23 protein-coding genes are annotated in these 24,663 nt (G+C 64.9%); 17 read left to right on the forward strand and 6 right to left on the reverse strand.

Annotated elements, in window-relative coordinates:
• Positions 1–200: 200 nt before the first annotated feature.
• The 6 genes from polA (at position 201) to WA950_RS05520 (ending at position 9,368) form a co-directional block, all read left to right on the forward strand.
• Positions 201–3,188, forward strand: coding sequence for a DNA polymerase I (gene polA, locus WA950_RS05495; RefSeq protein WP_424550686.1), 2,988 nt, complete (start codon positions 201–203; stop codon positions 3,186–3,188).
• 410 nt (positions 3,189–3,598) lie between these two features.
• The gene (locus tag WA950_RS05500) at positions 3,599–3,853 is read left to right on the forward strand and encodes an acyl carrier protein (protein ID WP_424550687.1); all 255 of its coding nucleotides are present in this window, start codon (positions 3,599–3,601) and stop codon (positions 3,851–3,853) included.
• Positions 3,850–5,022, forward strand: coding sequence for an acyl-CoA dehydrogenase family protein (locus WA950_RS05505; protein WP_424550688.1), 1,173 nt, complete (start codon positions 3,850–3,852; stop codon positions 5,020–5,022). The genes WA950_RS05500 and WA950_RS05505 overlap by 4 nt, the downstream gene beginning before the upstream one ends.
• 4 nt (positions 5,023–5,026) lie before the next feature.
• Positions 5,027–5,941, forward strand: coding sequence for an amino acid--[acyl-carrier-protein] ligase (locus WA950_RS05510; RefSeq protein WP_424550689.1), 915 nt, complete (start codon positions 5,027–5,029; stop codon positions 5,939–5,941).
• A 1-nt stretch (position 5,942) separates the two neighbouring features.
• A complete protein-coding gene (locus WA950_RS05515; protein WP_424550690.1) occupies positions 5,943–6,911 on the forward strand; it encodes a DUF1839 family protein in 969 nt (322 codons plus the stop codon).
• Between the two features lie 9 nt (positions 6,912–6,920).
• The gene (locus WA950_RS05520; protein WP_424550691.1) at positions 6,921–9,368 is read left to right on the forward strand and encodes a glycosyl hydrolase 2 galactose-binding domain-containing protein; all 2,448 of its coding nucleotides are present in this window, start codon (positions 6,921–6,923) and stop codon (positions 9,366–9,368) included.
• Between the two features lie 67 nt (positions 9,369–9,435).
• Here WA950_RS05520 and WA950_RS05525 read toward each other — a convergent pair whose 3' ends face one another.
• Complete coding sequence (locus WA950_RS05525) at positions 9,436–9,624, reverse strand: hypothetical protein (RefSeq protein WP_424550692.1); 189 nt, start codon at positions 9,622–9,624, stop codon at positions 9,436–9,438.
• A gap of 163 nt (positions 9,625–9,787) precedes the next feature.
• Between WA950_RS05525 and WA950_RS05530 the strand changes: the two genes are divergently transcribed.
• Both WA950_RS05530 and WA950_RS05535 read left to right on the forward strand, forming a co-directional pair.
• The gene (locus WA950_RS05530; protein WP_424550693.1) at positions 9,788–10,369 is read left to right on the forward strand and encodes an IMPACT family protein; all 582 of its coding nucleotides are present in this window, start codon (positions 9,788–9,790) and stop codon (positions 10,367–10,369) included.
• A 258-nt stretch (positions 10,370–10,627) separates the two neighbouring features.
• Positions 10,628–11,287, forward strand: coding sequence for a peroxiredoxin (locus tag WA950_RS05535; protein ID WP_424550694.1), 660 nt, complete (start codon positions 10,628–10,630; stop codon positions 11,285–11,287).
• 107 nt (positions 11,288–11,394) lie between these two features.
• Here the strand turns inward: WA950_RS05535 and WA950_RS05540 are convergent, their stop codons facing one another.
• Both WA950_RS05540 and WA950_RS05545 read right to left on the reverse strand, forming a co-directional pair.
• Positions 11,395–12,012 (reverse strand): transglutaminase-like cysteine peptidase, encoded by a 618-nt coding sequence (locus WA950_RS05540; RefSeq protein ID WP_424550695.1) that lies wholly within the window; start codon positions 12,010–12,012, stop codon positions 11,395–11,397.
• A 129-nt stretch (positions 12,013–12,141) separates the two neighbouring features.
• Entirely contained in the window at positions 12,142–12,960 is an 819-nt protein-coding gene (locus WA950_RS05545) for an alpha/beta hydrolase (protein ID WP_424550696.1), read from the reverse strand.
• 233 nt (positions 12,961–13,193) lie between these two features.
• Between WA950_RS05545 and infC the strand changes: the two genes are divergently transcribed.
• The 6 genes from infC to pheT all read left to right on the forward strand — a co-directional run bounded on the left by infC (position 13,194) and on the right by pheT (position 19,081).
• The gene (gene infC, locus WA950_RS05550) at positions 13,194–13,730 is read left to right on the forward strand and encodes a translation initiation factor IF-3 (protein WP_424550987.1); all 537 of its coding nucleotides are present in this window, start codon (positions 13,194–13,196) and stop codon (positions 13,728–13,730) included.
• Between the two features lie 228 nt (positions 13,731–13,958).
• The gene (rpmI, locus tag WA950_RS05555; protein ID WP_024270153.1) at positions 13,959–14,162 is read left to right on the forward strand and encodes a 50S ribosomal protein L35; all 204 of its coding nucleotides are present in this window, start codon (positions 13,959–13,961) and stop codon (positions 14,160–14,162) included.
• A 39-nt stretch (positions 14,163–14,201) separates the two neighbouring features.
• Positions 14,202–14,606 carry a 50S ribosomal protein L20 gene (gene rplT / locus WA950_RS05560; protein ID WP_424550697.1) on the forward strand — a complete coding sequence of 135 codons (405 nt, stop codon included), beginning with the start codon at positions 14,202–14,204 and terminating at the stop codon, positions 14,604–14,606.
• 85 nt (positions 14,607–14,691) lie between these two features.
• Positions 14,692–15,555 carry a serine/threonine protein phosphatase gene (locus WA950_RS05565; RefSeq protein ID WP_424550698.1) on the forward strand — a complete coding sequence of 288 codons (864 nt, stop codon included), beginning with the start codon at positions 14,692–14,694 and terminating at the stop codon, positions 15,553–15,555.
• Positions 15,548–16,633, forward strand: coding sequence for a phenylalanine--tRNA ligase subunit alpha (pheS, locus tag WA950_RS05570; RefSeq protein WP_424550699.1), 1,086 nt, complete (start codon positions 15,548–15,550; stop codon positions 16,631–16,633). Before WA950_RS05565 ends, pheS begins: the two co-directional genes overlap by 8 nt.
• Before the next feature lie 21 nt (positions 16,634–16,654).
• A complete protein-coding gene (gene pheT / locus WA950_RS05575) occupies positions 16,655–19,081 on the forward strand; it encodes a phenylalanine--tRNA ligase subunit beta (RefSeq protein WP_424550700.1) in 2,427 nt (808 codons plus the stop codon).
• Between the two features lie 54 nt (positions 19,082–19,135).
• On the opposite strand, the gene WA950_RS05580 is transcribed toward pheT, so the two are convergent.
• Entirely contained in the window at positions 19,136–19,828 is a 693-nt protein-coding gene (locus tag WA950_RS05580; RefSeq protein WP_424550701.1) for an HAD-IA family hydrolase, read from the reverse strand.
• 213 nt (positions 19,829–20,041) lie between these two features.
• Here WA950_RS05580 and recF point away from each other — a divergent pair, with 213 nt between their 5' ends.
• Together recF and moeB are read left to right on the forward strand one after the other, a co-directional pair.
• Positions 20,042–21,166 (forward strand): DNA replication/repair protein RecF, encoded by a 1,125-nt coding sequence (gene recF, locus WA950_RS05585; RefSeq protein ID WP_424550702.1) that lies wholly within the window; start codon positions 20,042–20,044, stop codon positions 21,164–21,166.
• Positions 21,163–21,921, forward strand: coding sequence for a molybdopterin-synthase adenylyltransferase MoeB (gene moeB, locus WA950_RS05590; protein WP_424550703.1), 759 nt, complete (start codon positions 21,163–21,165; stop codon positions 21,919–21,921). Before recF ends, moeB begins: the two co-directional genes overlap by 4 nt.
• Here moeB and WA950_RS05595 read toward each other — a convergent pair.
• A complete protein-coding gene (locus tag WA950_RS05595) occupies positions 21,918–22,922 on the reverse strand; it encodes a 2-hydroxyacid dehydrogenase (protein WP_424550704.1) in 1,005 nt (334 codons plus the stop codon). The two genes, moeB and WA950_RS05595, sit on opposite strands and share 4 nt — an antisense overlap.
• A 180-nt stretch (positions 22,923–23,102) precedes the next feature.
• Between WA950_RS05595 and WA950_RS05600 the strand changes: the two genes are divergently transcribed.
• Positions 23,103–23,642: an SH3 domain-containing protein gene (locus WA950_RS05600; RefSeq protein WP_424550705.1), complete on the forward strand. Its 540-nt coding sequence runs from the start codon at positions 23,103–23,105 to the stop codon at positions 23,640–23,642.
• On the opposite strand, the gene WA950_RS05605 is transcribed toward WA950_RS05600, so the two are convergent.
• On the reverse strand, positions 23,635–24,627 hold the full coding sequence (locus WA950_RS05605) for an adenosine kinase (RefSeq protein WP_424550706.1): 993 nt from the start codon (positions 24,625–24,627) through the stop codon (positions 23,635–23,637). The two genes, WA950_RS05600 and WA950_RS05605, sit on opposite strands and share 8 nt — an antisense overlap.
• Positions 24,628–24,663 lie beyond the last annotated feature (36 nt).

Raw genomic sequence — 24,663 nt, forward strand, 5'->3', positions numbered from 1 at the left:
GCCGGGATGCCAGACAGCGGCTCGATCAGGTGCCGATGAGTAGTATTTGTGGGTCCGAATGTGGCTTTTCAAGGGATTCGGCTGCCAGCGAAAATTACAAATCGGTAACGTTGGTGTGAGGCTTTCCGCCCCTCCCGAAAGGGCTGCGGGACGCAATGAGAGATAGACGGCGCAAGCCGCCCGCGCTATCCATTCACCCCATGAAAAAAGGTGATCATCTCTTCCTCGTCGACGGCTCGGGCTTCATTTTCCGCGCCTTCCACGCCATCCCGCCGCTCAACCGCAAATCGGACGGGCTGCCGGTCAATGCCGTCTCGGGTTTCTGCAACATGCTGTGGAAGCTCCTGAAGGATGCGCGCAACACCGACCTGGGCGTGACGCCGACCCATTTCGCGGTCATCTTCGACTATTCCTCGAAGACCTTCCGCAACGAGCTCTACGACCAGTACAAGGCGAACCGCACCGCGCCGCCGGAAGACCTGATCCCGCAGTTCGGCCTGATCCGCCACGCGACGCGCGCCTTCAACCTGCCCTGCATTGAGAAGGAAGGCTTCGAGGCCGACGACCTGATCGCGACTTATGCCCGCCTCGCCGAAGCAGACGGCGCGGATGTCACCATCGTCTCTTCCGACAAGGATCTCATGCAGCTCGTGACCGAGAATGTCTCGATGTACGACGGCATGAAGGACAAGCAGATCTCCGTTCCCGAAGTGATCGAGAAATGGGGCGTGCCGCCGGAAAAGATGATCGATCTCCAGTCGCTGACCGGGGATTCGACCGACAACGTGCCGGGCGTTCCCGGCATCGGCCCGAAGACCGCCGCCCAGCTTCTCGAAGAATATGGCGACCTCGACACGCTGCTCGCCCGCGCCGGGGAGATCAAACAGGTCAAGCGCCGCGAGAACATAATCGCCAACCGCGAGCTGGTGCTGCTTTCCCGCCAGCTCGTCACGCTGAAGACGGACACGCCGCTCGACGTTCCGCTCGACGAACTGGTCCTCCATCCGCAGGACGGGCCGAAGCTGATCGGCTTCCTGAAGACAATGGAATTCACCACGCTGACGCGCCGCGTCGCGGAAGCCTGCGACTGCGATGCGGGCGCCATCGAGCCGGCGGACGTGCCGGTCGAATGGGGCTCGGAGGCGCGTGGTCCGGATCTCGACAAGGGGGACGCCGCCGGCCCGAGCCTCGCATCGGACGGCAACGAGACGGCGGCCGAGGCGGCCGAGACGCTGCTGCCCTCCGCCGGCTCCGGCGATGCCACGCCTCCGGGTCTTGCGAGGGCGCGGGCCGAACGCTTTTCCGCCGCGCCCATCGACCATTCCACCTATGAGACGGTGCGCGACCTCGAAGCGCTCGACCGCTGGATCGCCGCCGCGCGCGAAACCGGTCTTGTCGGCTTCGACACCGAAACCACCTCGCTCGACGCCATGCAGGCAGAGCTCTGCGGCTTCTCGCTGGCGATCGCCGACAATGGCAGCAACCCGGCAAGCACGGTCATCCGCGCCTGCTACGTGCCGCTGAACCACAAGACCGGCGTTGGCGATCTGTTGGGCGGCGGGCTTGCAGAAGGTCAGATTCCGGTTCGCGCCGCGCTGGAACGGCTGAAGGCGTTGCTGGAGGATCCGTCGGTCCTGAAGGTCGCGCAGAACCTCAAATACGACTATCTCGTCATGCGCCGGCACGGCATCACCATGCAGAGCTTCGACGATACGATGCTGATGTCCTACGCGCTCGATGCGGGTGCGGGCACCCACGGCATGGATGCGCTCTCGGAGCGCTGGCTCGGCCACAAGCCGATCGCCTACAAGGATGTTGCGGGATCGGGCAAGAGCGCGCAGACCTTCGACATGGTCGATATCGCCCGCGCGACGACCTACGGGGCGGAAGACGCCGATGTGACGCTGCGCCTCTGGCATGTCCTCAAGCCGCGGCTTGCCGCGGACCGCATGACGACGGTCTATGAACGGCTGGAGCGCCCGCTGGTGCCGGTGCTGGCCCGCATGGAAGAGCGCGGCATCACGATCGACCGTCAGGTTCTCTCCCGCCTTTCCGGCGAGCTGGCGCAGGGCGCGGCAGCCTTCGAGGACGAGATCTACGAGCTGGCCGGCGAGCGCTTCAATATCGGTTCGCCCAAGCAGCTCGGCGATATCCTGTTCGGCAAGATGGGCCTGCCCGGTGCGTCCAAGACCAAGACCGGCCAGTGGTCGACCTCCGCGCAGGTGCTGGAAGACCTCGCCGCGCAGGGGATTCCGCTGCCGCGCAAGATCGTCGACTGGCGTCAGGTCACCAAGCTGAAATCCACCTATACCGATGCGCTGCCCGGCTTCGTGCATCCCGAGACGAAGCGCGTGCACACGTCCTATGCGCTCGCGGCGACGACGACCGGACGCCTTTCCTCCTCCGATCCGAACCTGCAGAACATTCCGGTGCGCACGGCCGAAGGCCGCAAGATCCGCACGGCCTTCATCTCGACGCCCGGCCACAAGCTGGTTTCGGCCGACTACAGCCAGATCGAGCTGCGCGTGCTTGCCCATGTCGCCGATATTCCGCAGCTCAAGCAGGCTTTTGCCGACGGCGTCGACATCCATGCGATGACGGCTTCCGAAATGTTCGGCGTGCCGGTCGAGGGTATGCCTTCGGAAGTCCGCCGCCGCGCCAAGGCGATCAATTTCGGCATCATCTACGGCATTTCGGCCTTCGGCCTTGCCAACCAGCTCTCCATCGAGCGCTCGGAAGCCGGCGACTACATCAAGAAGTATTTCGAGCGCTTCCCTGGTATCAAGGACTATATGGATTCCACCAAGGCCTTTGCCCGCGAGAACGGCTATGTCGAGACGATCTTCGGCCGCCGCGCGCATTACCCGGAGATCAAGTCGTCCAATCCGTCGGTGCGCGCCTTCAACGAGCGCGCCTCGATCAATGCGCCGATCCAGGGCTCGGCCGCCGACATCATCCGCCGCGCCATGGTGAAGATGGAGCCGGCGCTGGAAGCCGCCGGCCTTGCTGCCCGCATGCTCCTGCAGGTGCATGACGAACTGATCTTCGAGGTCGAGGACGGCGAGGTCGACAAGGCGATCCCGCTCATCGTCGACGTCATGGAGAATGCGTCCATGCCGGCCCTTTCGATGAAGGTGCCGCTGAAGGTGGACGCTCGCGCCGCCAGCAACTGGGATGAGGCGCACTGAGCGGCCGCAAGGCCGGAACAGTGGCAGGGGCATGCGATCCATGCCCCTGCGGCGCAAACCTGCCCGCCAGGCCGGCAACGGCCCGGCGCGGGCCTGATTGATTTTACCAGCCGGAATTTTCGGTTCTCCCGCACGCTTTGCGTTTATGGCTAACGGAGCCTCAACGGGACAGAATCGTGCCGTTACGATACGGCGGGCGCTCCCTTCAACATGCTGGAAAACCGGGCTTGTTCGGTCTTTCTTTACAAGGTTTCACAATGGGGCGTCCCACCCTGGCCCGCCTCTGAGAAGGGCTTCACGGTTTCTTATCCATGTCTTTTCAGTCGATCTTATCAACCGCCGGTTATGTCTCTCGGAAGCGATAAGCCAAGGCCAGCTGTCCGGCCGACGAAGAAAAGATGGAGAAGAACATGAAGCAGAAGATCCGTGACATTCTGGGCAAGCACGGCGGTCTGCCGGTGCCGGTGGATCAGCTGGCCGATGACGCCGATCTCTATGCGGCGGGCCTTTCCTCCTTCGCTTCCGTGCAGGTGATGCTCGGGATCGAAGAAGCCTTCGACGTCGAGTTCCCCGACAACCTGCTCAATCGCAAGTCCTTCCAGAGCGTCGATGCGATCACGCGGGCAGTCGCCAGCCTCGTCGGCAATGCGGAGGCCGCTGAATGACCCTTACAGTCGGTTCGAGCCTTGCGGAGCGCGCCGAGCGCGTCTCCGCCGTGGCCGCCGCCCATGCCGACGATGTGGACGTCAAGAGCCGCTTCCCCCAGGAAGCGGTCGACGCCATGGTCGCCGAGCGGCTGCTGTCCATCCAGATCCCCGCTGCCCTCGGCGGCGAGGATGCCTCGCTTTCCGAGATCGCTGAAGTCTGTTCGCTGGTCGGCCAGAGCTGCTCGGCCGCCGCCATGGTCTTCGCCATGCACCACATCAAGCTGTCGAGCCTCGTCTCGCACGGGCAGGAGAGCGCCTGGCACGCGGCCTTCATGCGCCGCATCGCGGAAGGTCAGCTGCTGCTCGGCTCGGCGACGACCGAGGGCGGCATCGGTGGGAACCTGCGCAACAGCATCTGCGCCATCGAGATCGAGGGTGATCTTTGCCGCCTTGCCAAGGATGCGACGGTGATCTCCTACGGCGCCAATGCGGACGCCATCCTCATCACCTCCCGCGCCCATGCGGATGCCGCCTCGACCGACCAGGTCATGACGGTCTTCACGAAAGACCAGTACACGCTCGAGCAGACCCATGTGTGGGATACGCTCGGCATGCGCGGCACTTGCTCGGACGGCTGGCTCTTCAAGGGCGAAGCCCCGAAGGAGCAGATCTTCCCGAAGCCCTTCGCCGAGATTGCCGCCCAGTCGATGCTTGCGACCTCGCATGTCTTGTGGAGCGCGGTCTGGTATGGCATCGCCGTCAACGCGGTCTCCCGGGCGCAGGCCTTCGTGCGCGCCGCAGCCCGCAAGAGCCCCGGCGTGACACCGCCCGGCGCGCTGCGCCTTGCGGAAGCCTCGAACCTGCTCCAGCTCGTGAAGTCGAACACGATCGCCGGCCTTCGCGAATATGAAGCGGCCAAGGCGGATCCGGACCGGCTTTCCTCCATGGGCTTTGCCGTCGCGATGAACAACGTGAAGATCGCCTCCTCGGAGACGATCCTGACGATCATCAACCAGGCGATGCTGATCTGCGGCATCATGGGCTACAAGAACGGCACGCCCTTCAGCCTTGGCCGGCACCTGCGCGACGCGCATTCCGCCCAGCTCATGATCTCGAATGATCGCATTCTCGGCAACACGTCGAACCTCCTGCTTGTCCACAAGCAGGACACCAGCCTGATCGGGTGACACTATGGATATGCAAACCTCTCTTCTCGACCGTCTCTTCGATACGGGCCTGCTCATCGACACCGGCGTCGAGGGCCTCTATGGCCGCAGCGGCGCCTTCGAGGATGTGATTGCCCGCTTCGAGCGGATGATCGACGCCTATGGCGGCGCCGACGGCGCCGAAGCCATGCGCTTTCCGCCGGGCATGAGCCGCGCGCATTTCGAGACCAGCGGCTACATGAAGAGCTTCCCGCAGCTTGCCGGCACCGTGCACAGCTTCTGCGGTGGCGACCTCGACCATATGAGCCTCTTGCAGTGCATGGAAGTCGACGGCGACTGGACGAAGGACCAGAAGGCCACCGACATCGTGCTGACGCCTGCCGCCTGCTACCCGCTCTATCCGACGATCGCCAAGCGCGGCCGCCTGCCGGCCAAGGGCGGGCTCTACGACCTGCAGTCCTACTGCTTCCGCCATGAGCCCTCGAACGACCCGGCCCGCCAGCAGCTGTTCCGCATGCGCGAATATGTCTGCATGGGTACGGAAGAGCACGTGACGACGTTCCGCCAGACCTGGATGGACCGCGGCCTCGAAATGATGGCCAAGGTCGGTCTCGACGTGACGATGGACGTGGCGAACGACCCGTTCTTCGGCCGCGCCGGCCGCATGATGTCCAACAACCAGCGCGACCAGAACCTGAAGTTCGAGCTGCTGATCCCGGTCACATCCGCCGCCAAGCCGACGGCCTGCATGAGCTTCAACTACCATCAGGACGCTTTCGGCGCGAAATGGGGCCTCAACCTCGAGAATGGCGATGTCGCGCACACCGCCTGCGTCGGCTTCGGCCTGGAGCGCATCGCGCTTGCGCTGTTCGCCCGCCACGGCCTCGATATCGCCGCCTGGCCGGAGGATGTCCGCAAGGTGCTGGGATACCAGGACTGATATGACTGCCGTCTTCGCCGGGCTTGACCCCGAGACCTACCGGCCGCACGCGCTGCACGATGCGGAGCGCATGTGGCCGGAGACCAACTGCTACGTCGATCTGTGGATCGAGGTGCTGCATGCCTTCGGCACCGCGCCGGAGGCAATGCTCGGCTTCTCGCTGATGCAGGATTTCGAGGGCGACCAGTTCACCTTCTTCAAGGTGCCGCTGGAAGACCTCGAAGCCCTGTACGGCATCCGCGGCACGGAACTTGCCATTTTCGACAGGGTGGAGAGCCATGTCGCGACCCAGATCGCGCGCGGCCGCCTCTGCCTGCTCGAGATGGACAGTTTCTACATGCCGGACACGCGCGGCGTCGCCTACGGCCGGGAACACGGCAAGACGACAGTGGCGATCAACCGGCTCGATGTTGAGAACCGGCGGCTCGACTATTTCCACAATGCCGGCTTCTTCCGGCTGGAAGGCGAGGATTTCGACGGCCTGTTCCATCTGAACGACGGCCCCGACGACCTTCCCTTCCTGCCCTATACGGAATTTGCGAAATTCCCGGCCGAAAGGCCCGGCGAGGCGCATTTGCGCCGCGAAGCCAAGCGCCTGCTTTCCTTCCATTTCGGCCGGCGTCCGGCGGAAAATCCGGTGGCTGCCTTCGCAAAGGTGTTTCCGCAGCAGGTGGAGGCGGTGGCGGATCGACCGTTCGATTTCTTCCACAAATACGCCTTCAACACGTTGCGCCAGCTCGGCGCCAATTTCGAGCTGGCCGGCAGCCATCTCGACTGGCTCGCGCCGGACGGAAGCCTTGCGGACGCCGCCGACGCCGCGCGCAGGATTTCCGAGACCGCCAAGTCCGTGCAGTTCCAGCTCGCCCGCGCCGTGACGCGCCGCAAGTTCGATCCGCTGGCGAGCGCGCTCGACCCGGCCGTCGAGGCCTGGGACAAGCTGATGGCGAACCTCGCCGCCCGCATAGACTGAGGAAGACGAATGTCCGAGACTGGAAATGCGCTCTCCACCGGCTGGCGCATGGCATTGACACCGGCCGGCGCTGCCGCTGATCCGGCAGCGCTGGAAAGCCTTTCCGATTTCCTCGATGCGCCGGTGCCCGGCACGGTCGCCGGCGCGCTGGAGCGGGCCGGCCGCTTCGACCGCACGGCCCCCGAACCGCTCGACCATTTCGACGCCTGGTATGTGCTTGATCTTTCGGACGAGGCGCCGGGCGATGCCGTGCTGCATTTCGACGGACTCGCAACGATTGCCGAAATCTGGTGGAACGGCGCGCTTCTCCTGTCTTCAGACAGCATGTTCGTGCGCCACGACCTGCCGGTCGCGCTGACCGGCCGCGACCGTCTTGCCCTCTGCTTCCGGGCGCTGAAGCCGCATCTGGAAAAGCGCGGGCCGCGCGCCCGCTGGCGGCCGCAGATGATCACGCCGCAGGGCCTGCGCCTCGTGCGCACCACGCTGCTCGGCCGCATGCCGGGCTGGTGCCCCGAAATCCATGCCGCCGGCCCCTGGCGGCCCGTCCGGCTTTCGCGGGCGGTTCCGGCGCTTCCCGGCGACATCAGGCTCTCGGCGACACTCGACCGCGATGGCACCGGCCGTCTCGACATTCGCTTCCGGCTTGACGGCGCGGCATCCATCGCCGTCGAATGCGCCGGCCTTTCGGCCGAAGCCACGCCCGTTGAAGACGGCAATTTCGTCGCTGCCCTCGCCATCCCGAAGGTCGATGCGTGGTGGCCGCGAACGCATGGCAGGCCCGTGCTGCACAAGGTCCAGATCGTCGTGGACGGCAAGCGCCATCCCGTCGGCCGCACCGGCTTCCGCCGCATCGAGATCGATCGCGGTGCGGATGGCCGGGATTTTGCGCTGCGGGTCAATGGCACCGAAATCTTCTGCCGCGGCGCTGTCTGGACCAGTGCCGACATCGTCGACCTGCCGGGCGAGCGCGCGCGGTACGAGCCGCTGCTGAAGCTGGCGGCGGACGCCAACATGAACATGCTGCGCATCGGCGGCACCATGACCTACGAGACGCCGGAGTTCTTCTCGCTTTGCGATGAGCTGGGCTTGATGGTCTGGCAGGATTTCCAGTTCGCCAATTTCGATTACCCGGCTAATGATGCTGCCTTCGTGGAGAATGTGCGCAGGGAAATCGCCCAGTTTCTCGATGCGACCGCCGCTTTTCCATCGCTCGCGATCCTGTGCGGCGGCAGCGAAGTCGACCAGCAGGCGGCTATGCTCGGCCTGCCGCAGAGCGCCTGGGCCGGCCGGCTCACCCGCGAGATCCTGCCGGCGCTTGCTGCCGCGCACCGGCCGGACGTGCCCTATGTCGAGAATTCGCCGAGCGGCGGCGCGATGCCCTTTGCTCCCAATGCGGGCGTGACGCACTATTACGGCGTCGGCGCCTATTGCCGGCCGCTGGAGGATGCGCGCCGCGCCGAGGTGCGCTTTGCTGCCGAAAGCCTCGCCTTCGCCAATGTGCCGGAGCAGCAGACCCTCGATGCGCATCTGCCGGTGCCGGCCGTGCACGATCCGCGCTGGAAGGCGCGTGTGCCGCGCGACCGCAGCGCCTCCTGGGATTTCGAGGATGTGCGCGACCATTATCTCGGCCTGCTCTACGACGAGGACCCGGCGCGCCTGCGCCGCGAGAACCCCGCTCGCTACCTCGATCTGTCCCGCGCCGTCGTCGGCGAGGTGATGGAGGCGACCTTTGCCGAATGGCGTCGTGCGCAATCGACCTGCAACGGCGCGCTGGTCTGGACCTTTCAGGATCTCTTGCCAGGTGCCGGCTGGGGCGTGGTCGATGCGACCGGCCTGCCGAAATCCGCCTGGCACGCACTGCGCCGGGCGTTCCGGTCGGTGCAGGTCATGTTCGCTGACGAGGGCACGAACGGGCTCGAGGTGCATGTCATCAATGACGGCGCGGACGAGCGTCATGTCGCGCTGGAGCTTTCCTGCCTGCGCCATGGCCGCCAGCCGGTGGTTTCCGGCAGCCGGGAACTCGTGCTCGGCCCGCACTCGGCACTGACGCTACCGGCAACGGACCTGTTCGGCGCGTTCTTCGACACGACCTATGCCTTCCGCTTCGGCCCGCCCTCGCACGACGTCACGGTTGGCAGGCTCATCGATGCGGATGGGGTGATGATTGCCGAGACGTTCCATTTTCCGCGCGGCCGGTCGTCGGCGATGGCGCCCGCCGCCTTGACGGCAGGGCTTCGTCAGGATGGGGAGGGCTGGGTGCTGGACCTGTCGGTGGATCGCTTCGCCCAGTCCGTCGTGATCGAGGTCGAGGGTTTCCTGCCGTCGGATAGCTGGTTCCATCTTTCGCCGGGTGGCGTGAAGGCCATACGCCTTGCGCCGCGGGCCGGCACGGACCCGGCAGCAAAACCCGCCGGCGAGATCCGCGGCATCGGCATCGAGGCCGTCATTTCGTTCTGAGGCCGTCGTTCCATGCCGGCAGGCGGCAAGAAATCATCGATGATTTTCTGTAGAAGCAGACGTCGCGTCAGAAGAAAACGTGCAGCGGCCAGTGCACCGGGCGGCGGGAGGAAGAGAGCCGGCTGCCTTCGAGCGGGAGCCTGTCTTCCGTTGCCGGGCACTGCGCTTCCTCGCGGCCCGCGTCGTCGGTCTTTGGCTGAAACCCGACCGGGTAGAGGTTGAAGTAGCCGAGCGTTACGCCTCCGAGATACATCATGCAATCGTCTCCGTCGTTGTTACGGTCCGTTCATTATTACGGCAAAATCGCGGCAATGGCAATAATCTATAGATTTGGTGCTCTATTCGCCGCTTGAAGCGCGGGCCACCGAAAGGCTACGAAACGGGTTCGAGTAACCCGGAAACCGCCGCAGAGACGCGCCTTGTACACGCTGGACCGCACCGAACATTTCGAGCAGGAGATCCGCAAGAGTCGGTTCCGCGCGATCGCCTGCCCGGTCGATAGCGAAGCGGAGGCAAAGGCCCGGCTGGCGGCGGTGTCCGAGGTTTCCGCGAACCACAATTGCTGGGCCTGGCGCATCGGCCAGGCCTATCGCTTCAGCGACGACGGCGAGCCGAGCGGCACGGCGGGAAAGCCGATCCTGCAGGCCATCGACGGCCAGGCGCTCGATCGCACGCTGGTCGTCGTCACGCGCTGGTTCGGCGGCATCCTGCTCGGCAGCGGCGGGCTGATGCGCGCCTATGGCGGAACGGCGGCGCTGTGTCTGCGCGCTGCCGAAAAAACGGAACATGTCGAGCGTATCGCGCTTACCGTCTCGCTCGGTTTTTCCGATCTCGCCCTCGTCAAGGCTCGGCTCGGCTCGGTTGCCGGTCTGGTCCTGGATGGGGAGGCCTATCACGAGACCGGCGCCCGCCTGTCCTTCCGCGTGCCGGCCGAAAAGGCGGAGGAAATCGGCCAGCTGATCGTCGATCTGACCAGCGGGCGCGCCGAAATCGGCGACTGACGGCCGCATTTGCTTAGGCGATCAAATAAAATCGTCTTTCCCCTCAGCGGCACCTTTGGAGAACGGTTTGGCGCGCCGGCGCGCCCTTGCCGAAAGCCGTCTTCCTGCGGGTGGAATCGGCGCAAAGTTGCGCTCTTTGCCGCCGCGCCAGCCGCCGCGCGCGCTATAGGCAAGGTGGTTTTTTAGGTCTATCTACCGCCCGGACCTATTCTCGCGGGCGTCTGGCCCGCGATCCTGCACGACAGAGAGGATGATACAATGAGCCTGCGTATCAACGATATCGCTCCGGACTTCACGGCCGAAACCACCGCCGGCACGATCCACTTCCATGACTGGATCGGCGAGGGCTGGGCCGTCCTCTTCTCGCACCCGAAGAATTTCACCCCGGTCTGCACGACGGAACTCGGCGCCATGGCCGGCATAGAGGGCGAATTCCGCAAGCGCGGCGTCAAGATCATCGGCATCTCGGTCGATCCGGTCGACAGCCACACCAGGTGGAAGGCCGACATCCGCACCGCCACGGGCTTCGACGTCGATTATCCGCTGATCGGCGACAACGACCTGAAGGTCGCAAAGCTCTATGACATGCTGCCGGCCGCCGCCGGCGACAGCTCGGAGGGCCGCACCCCGGCCGACAACGCCACCGTGCGGTCGGTCTTCGTCATCGGCCCGGATAAGAAGATCAAGCTGATCCTCACCTATCCGATGACGACCGGCCGTAATTTTGCGGAAATCCTGCGTGCAATCGACTCGATCCAGCTCACCAGCAAGCACCAGGTGGCAACGCCGGCGAACTGGCAGCAGGGCGACGATGTGATCATCACCGCCGCAGTCTCGAACGAAGATGCCATCGCCCGCTTCGGCTCCTTCGATACGGTCCTGCCATATCTGCGCAAGACGCGGCAGCCGGCTGCCTGAGCAGCCGAAGCGCCATTGGCAAAACAACAAAGCCGGGATCGAAAGATCCCGGCTTTACTGTTGGTGCCCGCAGGCCGCAGAACGAACCGCGGCCGTTCAAAGCCTGCTTACTGGCCGACCGACGATACCATGACGGCCTCGCCGTTCTCGATCGAGACCCAGCGGCCGGCGTGGAAAGAAGCCTGGCGCTTGAGGTAGCGATAGGGCGTCTGCTTCCAGAGCTTCACTTCGTTGTTGAGGTTGTCGAGGACGTAGTCGCCCTCGGTGGTGCGCAGCGTCAGCACGGCGTGACCTTCGCCATCCGGCTTGCGCACGACGGTGATCAGCAGATCGCCGGCGGCAAAACCCTTCTGGATCAGCTTCTTGCGCTTGAGGAGAACGAAGTCCTCGCAATCGCCCGCGCCGTCCGGATAGGACCAGTATTCGTCCTTGCCGTGCAGTTCCTTGTCCGTCATCGGGGTGACGTTGCGGTTGACGCTGGCATTGATCTGGCGAACCACCGACCAGCCGAATTCCGTCACCTTGGCGGGGGCCTGGTTGCGCACGCCGGCGCGACATTCGGATTTGTGGGTCTGGCAGAATTCGTAATGGCCGATCGGCTGCGAGGTGACGCCGCCTGTCTTCATCGAAGACGCCGAGGCCGAAGCCGTGAAAGCCGAGGAAGAAGAAACAAGGAGAGCGAGAACCGCTGCTGCCCCAGCCTTCGCACCAATCATTCGTGCCATGAAACGTCCCCTAATCGTTAATAAAGAGTTAACGGTCAGAAGGGCCTCACGTCAATCATCAGAATTGGCGATGCGGTAATATGGTTAAAATGCGCCGGACCGGCGCACGCATTCTCAATGCTGCCGGCGTCATTGCCCGCGGGCGAAAATCTCCGTCGCCTCGAGGATCTTGGCAATGTCCTGCGGGCGCGACAGGCGGTGATCGCCGTCGCGGATCATCGTCAGCACCACGTCGTCGCCGGAAAGGTGCTCCATCAGGCGCACCGCATGGGCATAGGGCACGTCGGGGTCGGCCATGCCCTGAAGGATATGCACGGGGCAGCCTGTCTCGATGACGCCGGCAAGCACGCGGTTCTTGCGGCCGTCCTCGATGAGCTTGAGCGTGTAGATGTTCGGATCGGGGCCGTAGGGGGTCGGCTCCTCGAACTGGCCGCGCTCGGCAAGCGCCGTGCGCTCGGCATCCGTCAGGTTCGGCTCGATCAGCTCGCTGGTGAAATCCGGCGCGGGGGCGATGAGCACAAGGCCGGCGATCTCGATGCCCTGACGCCCGGCAAGCTCCGCGACGGCACGCAGCGCGATCCAGCCGCCCATCGACGAGCCGACCAGCACGACGCGGCGGGTGCCAAGGGCCGTGGCGGCATGGTCGATCACCGCGAGCGATTCCTCCAGCCAGCGCGAGATCGTGCCGTCGACGAAGGCGCCGCCGGAGGCGCCGTGGCCGGAATAGTCGAAACGCACGCAGCCGGTGCCGAGACGGGCGGCGAGCCCCGCCAGTTCCACCGCCTTCGTGCCGGTCATGTCGGAGCGGTAGCCGCCGAGCCAGACGAGATGGGCCAGCGCATTGCCGGTGGCGGGGTGCTCGAGGCAGACGGCGATCTGCCGCGCGTCGCCGTCATTGCCAACCGTGATGAATTCCACCGCGTTGCCGTTGCCGTTCGTTGCCGTCATACCTATCTCCTTCGCGCACTTCGGGCCCGGAAAACCACCCGGCCGCCTGCCTTTGGCCGAGAGCTAGACCAGATTCGCACGCGCAAGGACAGGTGGTGATTTTTTCCGAGCGGCGTGCTATTGACTTCGCAAGCGCGATCAAACATTGCCGATAAACGCTGCAAGGCGGGCAAAAACGGCTTGATCGACGCACTGATTCATACCAGTCGAAACAGTTCGAGGAGAACACGACCATTCGCAGACCCTTCAAAGCGGAAGCCCCCGTCAAAGACGGCCCGCGTTCCAACAAGGAAATCCGGACGCCCCGCGTCCAGCTTATCGACGCCGACGGTAACAACCACGGCACAGTTCCCACCGATCAGGCGCTCCGCATGGCTGAAGAAGCCGGCCTCGATCTCGTGGAGATTTCGCCGAACTCCGAACCCCCCGTCTGCAAGATTCTTGACCTTGGAAGGCTGAAATACGCCAACCAGAAGAAGGCGGCCGAAGCGCGCAAGAAGCAGAAGGTCGTCGAGATCAAGGAAGTCAAGATGCGCCCGAACATCGACACCCATGACTATGAGGTGAAGATGAAGGCGATGCTCCGCTTCTTCGACGACGGCGACAAGGTCAAGGTGACGCTGAAGTTCCGTGGTCGTGAAATGGCCCACCAGGAACTCGGCATGAAGCTTCTGATGCAGGTCAAGGAAGACACGCTCTCCATCGCCAAGGTGGAAGCCGAGCCGAAGCTCGAAGGTCGCCAGATGATGATGGTGCTCGCTCCGAAGTGAGCCCGTCTCCGGCGCCTTCCTGCCGAACGGATCAAAGCCGCCTTTCGGGGCGGCTTTTCCTTTTCTGCCGCCCGGAAAGCGATGTTTCGAGGATTCCGGTTGCGCATCGGGGACAGTTCAGTTACAAGCCGCCGTCCGAACGGTCCGGCAGGGCATGCCGTGGCCGTTCTCTACGCTGGAGCCGTGCATCGTCACGCGGCTCGAATTCAAGAAGAATGGAGTAGCAAAATGCCCAAGATGAAGACGAAATCGTCTGCCAAGAAGCGGTTCAAAATCACCGCGACCGGCAAAGTCGTCGCTGCCGCTGCCGGCAAGCGCCACGGCATGATCAAGCGTACCAACAAGTTCATTCGCGACGCGCGCGGCACCATGGTGCTGGCCGAGCCCGATGGCAAGAAGGTCATCAAGAACTACCTGCCGAACGGTCTCTGAGACTTCTCGAGCAATTTGATACGTTAAGGAGATCATGACATGGCACGTGTAAAACGCGGCGTTACGTCCCACGCCAAGCACAAGAAGACACTCAAGGCAGCCAAGGGTTTCTACGGCCGCCGCAAGAACACCATCCGCGCCGCCAAGGCAGCGGTTGATCGTTCGAAGCAGTTCGCCTACCGCGACCGCAAGGTCAATAAGCGCAACTTCCGCGCGCTCTGGATCCAGCGCATCAACGCTGCCGTCCGCGAGCACGGCCTGACCTACGGCCGCTTCATCGACGGCCTGAACAAGGCTGGCATCGAAGTCGACCGCAAGGTGCTGTCCGACATGGCGATCCATGAGACCGAAGCTTTCGGCGCGCTCGTCGCTGCCTCCAAGAAGGCTCTGGAATACCTCAAGGAAGCCGGCACGAACAATGAGTTTGAGGCCGCCGTTAACTAACCGGCGCTCACAACCATCTTTCGTTTTGTTGTGAAACCCGCGCCGGGGAACCGGTGCGGGTTTTGTTTTAATTCAGGATTTGGCTATGGACGGCAGGGTTTTCGAGCTCAACGCGATCCCGCAGATGACCGATACGGACATCGAGACGCTGCTTGCCGCGCTGACCCGGGAGACGCGCCGCATCGAGCGGCTGGACCTGTCCTTCGGCGCCGTCTGGATCAAGCGCTACGGCACCGAGCGCCCGCCGGTCTGGACGAAGGCGCAGACAGCGCTTGCCTGCCTGTTCGGCCAGCCGTTCCTTCGCCCTTCCCCCTATCTCGACAGCCGCGGCATGGTCGCGCGGGAAATCCGCCGCATCACCGCGTTTGCGGGCAGGGGCGTGCCGGTGCCGCAGGTGCTCTATTCCTCCGGCAGCGCGCTTGTGCTTTCCGATGTCGCGCCGACCGTGACGGCCCGCCTCGACGTGCTGCGGAACACCGATCCCACTGCCCATGATGCGCTTCTCGTTGCCTGCGCCGCCGATCTCGGCGCGCTTCATGGCGAGGGACTCTGCCACGGCCGCCCGCACCCGCGCGATTTCTTCGTGGCCGGCGAGCGTATCGGCTTCATGGATTTCGAGGAGGAGCCGGATGCGGCGATGCCGCTGGCCGTTGCCCAGGCGCGCGACGTCTGGCTGCTCTTCCTGCAGCTCACCGACCGCGCCCTTCTTGGCGAGGCGACGGCCGGCAAGGCCTACGCCGCCTGGCGCGCGCGCGCGCCTGCCGCCGCCGAGGCGGAACTGGCCCGGATGCTACAGTTCCTCGGCAAGTTTTTGTCGCCAACCCGATTGATCGGGCGCGTGCACATGGGTAGTGATCTGCGGCGCTTCCTCGCCGCAACCGGCTATCTGTCCGAGGTTCTTCTGCCTCCCCGCCCGGCCGACGCAAGCAAAGCAGGTAAAGATGACTGAACTCGACACACTGGAACTTGGGCTCCTTTCCGACGTAGCCGCGGCCTCCGACGAGGCGACGATCGAAGCCGTGCGCGTCGGCGCGCTTGGCAAGAAGGGCTCCGTCTCCGAACTTCTCAAGACGCTCGGCGCCATGTCGCCGGAAGAGCGCCAGACGCGCGGAGCGGCGATCAACGCGCTGAAGACCCGTGTGACGGACGCGATTGCCGAGCGCAAGACGGCGCTGCGCGATGCCGCCATCGAGGCCCGTCTGAAGGCCGAGACGGTGGATGTCAGCCTGCCGGTCCGCTCCTCACCGGCCGAGCGCGGCCGCATCCATCCGATCAGCCAGATCGTCGACGAGATCACCGCCATCTTCGCCGATATGGGTTTTTCCATCGCCGAAGGTCCGGATATCGAGACGGACTACTATAACTTCACGGCGCTGAACTTCCCCGAGGGCCACCCGGCCCGCGAGATGCACGACACGTTCTTCTTCCCCGCGGACGAGAACGGCGAGCGTAAGGTGCTGCGCACGCACACCTCGCCGGTGCAAATCCGCACGATGGAGGCACAGAAGCCGCCGATCCGCATCATCATTCCCGGCAAGACCTACCGGCAGGACTCGGACGCGACCCACTCGCCGATGTTCCATCAGGTGGAAGGCCTCGTGGTCGACAAGACCGCCAATGTCGCCAACATGCGCTGGGTGCTGGAGGAATTCTGCAAGACCTTTTTCGAGGTCGACAGCGTCACCATGCGCTTCCGCCCGTCCTTCTTCCCGTTCACCGAGCCGTCCTTCGAGGTCGACATCCAGTGCGACCGCTCGTCCGGCCCGATCGTCAAGTTCGGCGAAGGCACGGACTGGATGGAAATCCTCGGCTGCGGCATGGTTCATCCGAACGTGCTGCGCGCCGGCGGGCTCGACCCGGACGAATATCAGGGCTTTGCCTGGGGCATGGGCCTCGATCGCATCGCCATGCTGAAATACGGCATGCCGGACCTGCGCGACTTCTTCAACGCCGACGTCCGCTGGCTGAGCCACTACGGCTTCCGCCCGCTCGACATGCCGACCCTGTTCGGCGGCCTCAGCGCGTAACCGGCACCAAGGAGAAACAACATGAAATTCACGCTCTCCTGGCTGAAGGACCATCTCGACACCGACGCCACGCTCGAGGAGATCTGCACGAAGCTGACGGCGATCGGCCTCGAAGTGGAGGAAGTCGACGACAAGGCGGCCTTCCGGCCCTTCGTCATCGCCAAAGTAGTTTCCGCCGAACAGCATCCGAACGCCGACAAGCTGCGCGTGCTGATGGTCGACACCGGCAAGGGCGACCCGATCCAGGTCGTCTGCGGCGCGCCGAATGCCCGTACGGGCCTCGTGGGCGCGTTTGCCGCGCCCGGCACCTATGTGCCCGGCATCGACGTGACGCTCGCCGTCGGCACCATCCGCGGCGTCGAGAGCCGCGGCATGATGTGCTCGGAGAAGGAACTGGAACTCTCCGACAACCATGACGGCATCATCGACCTTCCGGCCGATGCGCCGGTCGGCACGAGCTATGCCGCCTATGCCGGCCTCGACGATCCGGTCATCGAGATCAACCTGACGCCGAACCGCCCGGACTGCACCAGCATCTACGGCATTGCCCGCGATCTTGCCGCCTCCGGCCTCGGCACGCTCAAGACCCCGAAGGCTCCGTCCTTCGCGGTGGAAGGCGAGACGCCGGTCAAGGTGAAGCTGGAGCTTGGCGGTGACGAGCATCTGTGCCCCGGTTTTGCGCTCCGCCTCGTGCGCGGCGTCAAGAACGGCCCGAGCCCGCGCTGGATGCAGCAGCGGTTGCTGGCCATCGGCCTTCGCCCGATCAACGCGCTCGTCGACATCACCAACTACATGACCTTCGACCAGGGCCGCCCGCTGCACGTCTTCGATGCGGCCAAGGTAAAGGGCAATCTCGTCGTTCGCCGCGCGGCGGAAGGCGAGAAGGTTCTGGCGCTCGATACGCGCGAATATACGCTGAACCCCGGCAACGTCGTCATTGCCGACGACAATGGCATCGAATCCATCGGCGGCATCATGGGCGGCGAGCATTCGGGCTGTGACGAGAACACGGTCGACGTGCTGATCGAATCGGCGCTCTGGGACCCGATGAACATCGCCAAGTCCGGCCGCTCGCACGGCATCATCACCGATGCACGCTATCGCTTCGAGCGCGGCGTCGATCCGGAATACATGGTGCCGGGCCTCGAGCGCGCCACCGAGCTGGTGCTGGAACTGTGCGGCGGCATGCCGGCGAAGACCGATGTCGTCGGCTACAAGGGTTATGAGGCGAAGAACGTCGATTTCCCGTTCTCGGACGTCAAGCGCCTGACGGGCCTCGAGGTCTCCCGCGAGGAGAGCGTCGATATCCTCACCCGCCTCGGCTTCACGGTCACGGGCTCGGGCGAGCGCGTCTCGGTTGCGGTTCCCTCCTGGCGTCCCGATGTCGATGGCAAGGCGGACCTCGTGGAAGAGGTCATGCGCATCCACGGCGTCGACAATATCCGCCCTGCGCCGCTCGATAGCCATGGCGCGGTGAACGGACGCATCCTGACGACGCTGCAGATCCGTTCGAGGCTCGCCAAGCGGGCGCTTGCGGCGCGCGGCATGATGGAGGCCGTCACCTGGTCCTTCATCCCCAAGGCCCATGCCGAACTGTTCGGCGGCGGCGCGCCGTCGCTGGCGCTGTCCAACCCGATTGCATCGGACATGTCCGACATGCGACCCTCGCTGCTGCCGGGCCTTCTGGCGGCCGCCCAGCGCAATGCCGACAAGGGCTATGGGGATGTCGCGATCTTCGAGGTTTCCGGCACCTACGAGAATGACAGGCCGGAAGGCCAGCGCCGGGTTGCCGGCGGCGTGCGCCGTGGCACCGCCTCGCTGGCGGGCTCCGGCCGTCTGTGGTCGAATACCGCCAAGGGTGGCGGCAAGCCGGTCGACATCTATGATGCGAAAGCCGATGCGCTTGCCGTGATCGAGGCCTGCGGCCTGCCGATGGGCAATGTGCAGATCGAACCCGGCGCACCTGGCTGGTACCATCCGGGGCGCTCCGGCACGATCAAGATGGGCCCGAAGGTCGTTCTGGGCTATTTCGGCGAGTTCCATCCCAAGGCGCTCGGCGCGCTCGATGTTTCCGGCGCTCTTTGCGGCTTCGAGATCTATGTCGATGCCATGCCCGAGCCGAAGAAGAAGGCGACCCGCACCAAGCCGGCGCTCGACCTTTCGCCGTTCCAGGCGGTGAAGCGCGACTTCGCCTTCGTGGTCGACAAGACGGTGGATGCCGGCGCCATCGTGCGCGCGGCGACCAGCGCCGACCGCAAGCTGATCACCGCCGTCAACGTCTTCGACGTGTTCGAGGGCGCTTCGCTCGGCGAAGACAGGAAGTCTGTCGCCATCGAAGTCGTCATCCAGCCGACCGACAAGACGCTGACCGACGAGGATTTCGAGGCGCTGACCGCCAAGATCGTCGGCAATGTCGTGAAGACCACGGGCGGCACGCTGCGCGCCTGACAATAACCGGAGCGGGGCGGCAACGCCCCGCCGGACTGCTTGAAAACCGGCGCTTTATCGCTGGTTGGCTTCGCCTGCGATGCGCACGAGCCGCAGCTTGCCGTCGGCATCCACTTGCGTCGCGACACCCTCATAGCTCGTCAGCGTCGGATGGCTGGTCTCGATCGGGTGATGGTGGGTGGCCGTGATCACGACCACCTGCGCGCCTGCACCTTCGCCGGCAAGGATGCCCGCCGGCACGTCCTCGAAGACAAGGCAATCGGCCGGATCGAAGCCGAGACGCTCTGCACCCAGACGATAGCCGTCCGGGGCGGGCTTGCCCCTGGTCACGTCGTCCGCCGTCACGATGACGCCCGGCAGCGGCATGCCGGCGGCGGCAAGGCGGCGTTGCGCAAGCGCCACCGGCGCCGAGGTCACGATGCCCCAGCGATCCGCCGGCAGCGAGGAAAGAAACGCGATGGCGCCGGCAATCGGAACGACACCGTCGACATCCTCCAGTTCGCCCCGCTCCACTTCCTTCGCCTCGGCGACCGGATCGACGCCCGGCAGGCCGAGACGGCCGATCGTGTCGATGCCGCGCTGGCCATGCATGGTCGGCAGGAAGGTCGCGACGTCGAGCCCGTGTTTCAGCGCCCAACGGCTCCAGACCCGCTCGGTGGCCGGAATGGAATTGATGATCGTGCCATCCATGTCGAAGAGGAAGGCGGAAAAGCTGCGGTCGAAGAGGGGACGAGGGGAAGAGGACAAGGCAAAGACCTGCTGACTGGGAGGGGAGGATGCAATGCACGGCGGGACCTGTGGATTAGCCCTTCCCGTCCATGCAGGCAACCGCGCTCACGTCGACATGCCCCGGCACTGGACTTGGCCGGAGAGGGATGGCACCCCATCTTTCCGTTGTTGCCCGATTAATGCGCCGACAGGTGATTCCCCTTGGCGCCAAAATGCTCTAGCTCTCAGCCCATGCCGCACAAGGTTTTCCTTTCCCGCCTCAAGCTCACGGATTTCCGCAACTATGCGGGCCTGTCGCTGCCGCTCGACGGCCGGCATGTCGTGCTGACGGGACAGAACGGGGCGGGCAAGACCAATCTCATGGAAGCCGTGTCCTTCCTCTCGCCCGGCCGGGGCCTGCGCCGCGCCGCCTATGGCGATGTGCCGCGTGCCGGCAGCGAAGGCGGCTTTTCCGTCTTCGCCACCGTCGAGGGCATGTTGGACGAGGTCGATATCGGCACCGGCACGGAAGGCGGTGACGAGGGGCAGGCGCGAAAGCTCAGGATCAACGGCACGCCGGCCCGCACCGTCGATGAACTGCTCGATCACCTGCGCGTCCTCTGGCTCACTCCCTCCATGGACGGGCTTTTCACCGGCCCCTCGGCCGACCGCCGCCGTTTCCTCGACAGGCTCGTGTTGTCGCTCGATCCCGAGCACGGCCGCCGCGCGACGGATTTCGAGAAGGCGATGCGCGGCCGCAACCGGCTGCTCTCCGAAGCCCGGGCCGATCCTGTCTGGCTGACGGCGCTGGAAAAGCAGATGGCCGAGCTTGGCATCGCCATGGCCCATGCCCGCCACGAACTTGTCGGCCTGCTCTCCGGCCTTGTCGAGGCGGCGCGCGACGACGGGCCGTTCCCCTCCGCCACCATGCGGCTCTCCGGCTTCCTCGACGACGAATGGCAGCGTCCCGCCTACGAGATCGAGGAGATCTATCTCGGCATGTTGCGGGACGGGCGCTACCGTGACGCGGCCGCCGGCCGCACGCTGGACGGGCCGCACCGCGCCGACCTCGTCATCCGCCACCGCGAGAAGGATATGGAGGCCGAGCGCTGCTCGACGGGCGAGCAGAAGGCGCTGCTTGTCGGTCTCATCCTGGCCCATGCCGGCCTCGTCGGCGGCATGACCGGCCACGCGCCGGTGCTGCTGCTCGACGAGATTGCGGCCCATCTCGACGAAGGCCGTCGCGCCGCGCTGTTCGACCGCGTCGATGCGCTGGGTGGCCAGGCCTTCATGACCGGCACCGACCAGGCGATGTTCGACGCCCTCGGCGAACGCGCGCAGTTTCTCACCGTCTCGAACGGAGGCATCGTGACATGACCGATCCCCTCAGCCCTGCCGAAATCGACCGTTACCGCCGCCATATCGTGCTTGCCGAAATCGGTGGGGCCGGCCAGCAGAAACTGAAGCAGGCGAATGTGCTGATCGTCGGCGCGGGCGGCCTTGGCGCGCCGGCCATCCAGTATCTCGCCGCCGCCGGCATCGGCCATATCGGCGTTCTCGACGACGATACGGTCTCGCTCTCCAATCTCCAGCGCCAGGTGATCCACGATACGGCCGGCATCGGCATGGCCAAGATAGCCAGCGCGGAAGCCGCCGTCGGGCGGCTCAATCCGCATGTGCGCTTTACCGGCATTGCCGAGCGGCTGACGCCGCAAACCGCAGCGCGCCTGCTTGCGGGCTACGATCTTTTGGTCGACGGGTCGGACAATTTCGATACGCGCTACGCTTCGGCCGATGCCGCGGAAGCCGCGGGCATCCCGCTCGTCTCCGGCGCTGTCGGCCGGTTCGATGGCTCACTGACGGTGCTGAAACCCTATGAGACATGTCCCGACGGGACACTCAATCCCGGCTACCGCGATCTGTTTCCGGCAGCCCCGCCGCCGGGCGTCGTGCCGGCCTGCGCGGAGGCCGGCATTGTCGGCGCGCTGACGGGCGTCATCGGCACGCTGATGGCGATGGAGGTGATCAAGCTGGTCACAGGGGCCGGCGACCCGCTGGTCGGCCGGCTGCTGCTCTATGACGGATTGGCCGCGCGCTTCGAGACGCTGAAGTACAAGCGCCGGAAGGCTTAGACCCGGCCCGGCAGCACGCGGTCCGGCGGACGATGGCCGTCGAAGAAGGTGCGGATGTTGATCACCACCTTCTCGCCCATGTCGATGCGGCCCTCGATGGTCGCCGAACTCATATGCGGCAGCAGCACGACCTTGCCTTCGGAAGCAAGCTTCAGAAGCTTCGGGTTGACCGCCGGTTCGTTCTCGAAGACGTCGAGCCCGGCGCCGGCGATCTTGCCCTCCCGCAGGCACTTGATCAGCGCCGTCTCGTCAACGATGCCGCCGCGCGCCGTATTGACGATGTAGCTGGTCGGCTGCATCAGCTCGAGCCGGCGGGCCGAGAGCAGGTGATAGGTGGCGGGCGTCGAGGGGCAGTTTACCGAGACGATATCGACACGGGCGAGCATCTGGTCGAGGCTGTCCCAGTAGGTTGCTTCCAGCGCATCCTCCGTCTCCGGATGCACGCGGTTGCGGTTGTGGTAGTGGATGGAGAGGCCGAAGGCCTTGGCGCGCTTGGCGACGGCTGTGCCGATGCGGCCCATGCCGACGATGCCGAGGCGCTTGCCCCAGATGCGCCGGCCGAGCATCCAGGTCGGCGACCAGCCGGCCCATTCGCCCTTGCGGTCCGTCAGGATGCGTGCGCCCTCGGCAAGACGGCGCGGCGCGGCAAGGATCAGCGCCATCGTCATGTCGGCCGTATCTTCCGTCAGGACGTTCGGTGTGTTGGTGACGGTGATGCCGCGCTTGGCCGCTGCTTCCACGTCCACATTGTCGACGCCGTTGGAAAAACAGGCGATCAGCTTCAGCTGCGGTCCGGCCTGCTCGATCAGCGCGGCGTCGATCCGGTCGGTCAGCGTCGGCACCAATACGTCTGCGCTCTTCACGGCGGCGACGAGTTCGGGCTGGGTGCGCGGTACGTCGTCGATGTTGAGTTCGGCGTCGAACAGTTCGCGCATCCGGGTCTCCACCACCTCTGGCAGGCGGCGGGTGATGTAGACCTTCGGTTTTTTCTTCTGCGTCATGGGATGTTCCGGCGTCCTGTTGACGGGTCCTTAACCAAGTTGGGCAAGGATTGCTTCATCAGGGGCATTTTCTACCAGACCCGGTCGCGAAGACAATCCGCTCATAGGGTGGTCCGCGCGATTTGCCATCGCGTACCGGCACGGCAGCCCGATGTCCTTTCCAGTTTGTGCGGGTTTTCCATGCGTAACCTTATCGTCCGTTTCAGTCTTGCCGCCCTTGCGGGCATCCTTGTTTCCGTCGTGGGCCCGGATTTTGCCCATGCCCAGGCGGCCAAGGGCCCAAGCGGCCTGCCGCTGCCGCGCTTCGTCAGCCTCAAGGCGAAGAGCGTCAACCTGCGTGTCGGCCCGAGCGTCGACTATGCCGTTGCGTGGCGCTACATGAAGTCCGGCGTGCCGGTCGAAATCATCCAGGAATATGACAACTGGCGGCGCATCCGCGATGCGGACGGCACGGAGGGCTGGGTCAACCAGGCGCTGCTGTCGGGCGAGCGTACCGCCGTGGCCGCGCCGTGGATGCGCGGCAAGGGTGAAGACATCTATGTCAATATGCGCCGCGAGGCGCTGGCGAACGCGACGCTCATCGCCAAGATCCAGCCCGGCGTCGTCATCAAGGTCGGCGAATGCAACGGCGACTGGTGCCGTGCCGAAGTGGACGGCACGGCGGGCTGGGTGTCGCAGAACGAGATCTGGGGCGCCTATCCGGGCGAGGCCTTCAAATAAGGCCGGCTTTCGCGGCTTCCTCCGCCAGCGACAGCAGCGGGCGGGGTCCGACCTGCTGGATCACGAGGCCGGCGGCAAGGCTGCCGAGCCGGCCGCAATCGGCAAGCGAGCGTCCGGCCGTGTAGCCGTAGAGGAACCCGGCGGCATAGAGATCGCCCGCCCCCGTCGTATCGACGACGCGCGGAATGCTGATCGCCTCCACCTTGGTGCGCTCGCCCTTCGTCAGGATGACGGACCCTTCCTCGCTCATCGTCACGGCGGCAAGCCGGCAATCCTGCGAAATGCGGGTCAAGGCTTCCTCGAAATCCTCGGTTTCGTAGAGCGCCAGCGCCTCGGCCTTGTTGGCGAAGACGATGTCGATGGTGCCCGAGCGCATCAGGTCGAGGAATTCGCCGCGATAGCGGTGCACGCAAAAACTGTCGGAAAGCGTCATCGACATCTCGCGGCCATGGGCATGGGCGATGCGGGCGCATTCGCGGATCGCATCCTTGGCGCGCGGCGGATCCCACAGATAACCCTCGAAATAGGTGACCTTGGCCTCGGCAACGACGTTTTCCTCGACGTCTTCCGGCCCGAGCTCCACGCAGGCGCCGAGATAGGTGTTCATCGAGCGCTCGCCATCCGGCGTGACGAAGATCATCGAGCGGGCGGTTGGCGGCGTGCCGGCAAGCGGTTTCGTTTCGAAATGCACGCCCTGGGCGCGGATGTCGTGAATGAAGATCTCGCCGAGCTGGTCGTTCGCGACCTTGCCGAAATAGGCGGCGCGGGCGCCGAAGCTTGCGACGCCCGAGGCGGTGTTGCCGGCGCTGCCGCCGGAGGCTTCGAGGGCAGGGCCCATGCGGGAATAGAGCAGTTCCGCCCGCTCTGCATCGATGAGGTTCATCGCACCCTTGATGATGCCGTTGTCGGTGATGAAGTTCTCGTCGCAGCGCGCGATAATGTCGACGATCGCGTTGCCGACCGTCAGCACGTCGAATTTGGTCATGCGGGATTCCCGTCCTGGTTGGATAAGCCGGGCTTT

Origin of the sequence: Shinella sp. (assembly GCF_049651085.1) — a bacterium.
Taxonomy (GTDB): Bacteria; Pseudomonadota; Alphaproteobacteria; order Rhizobiales; family Rhizobiaceae; genus Shinella.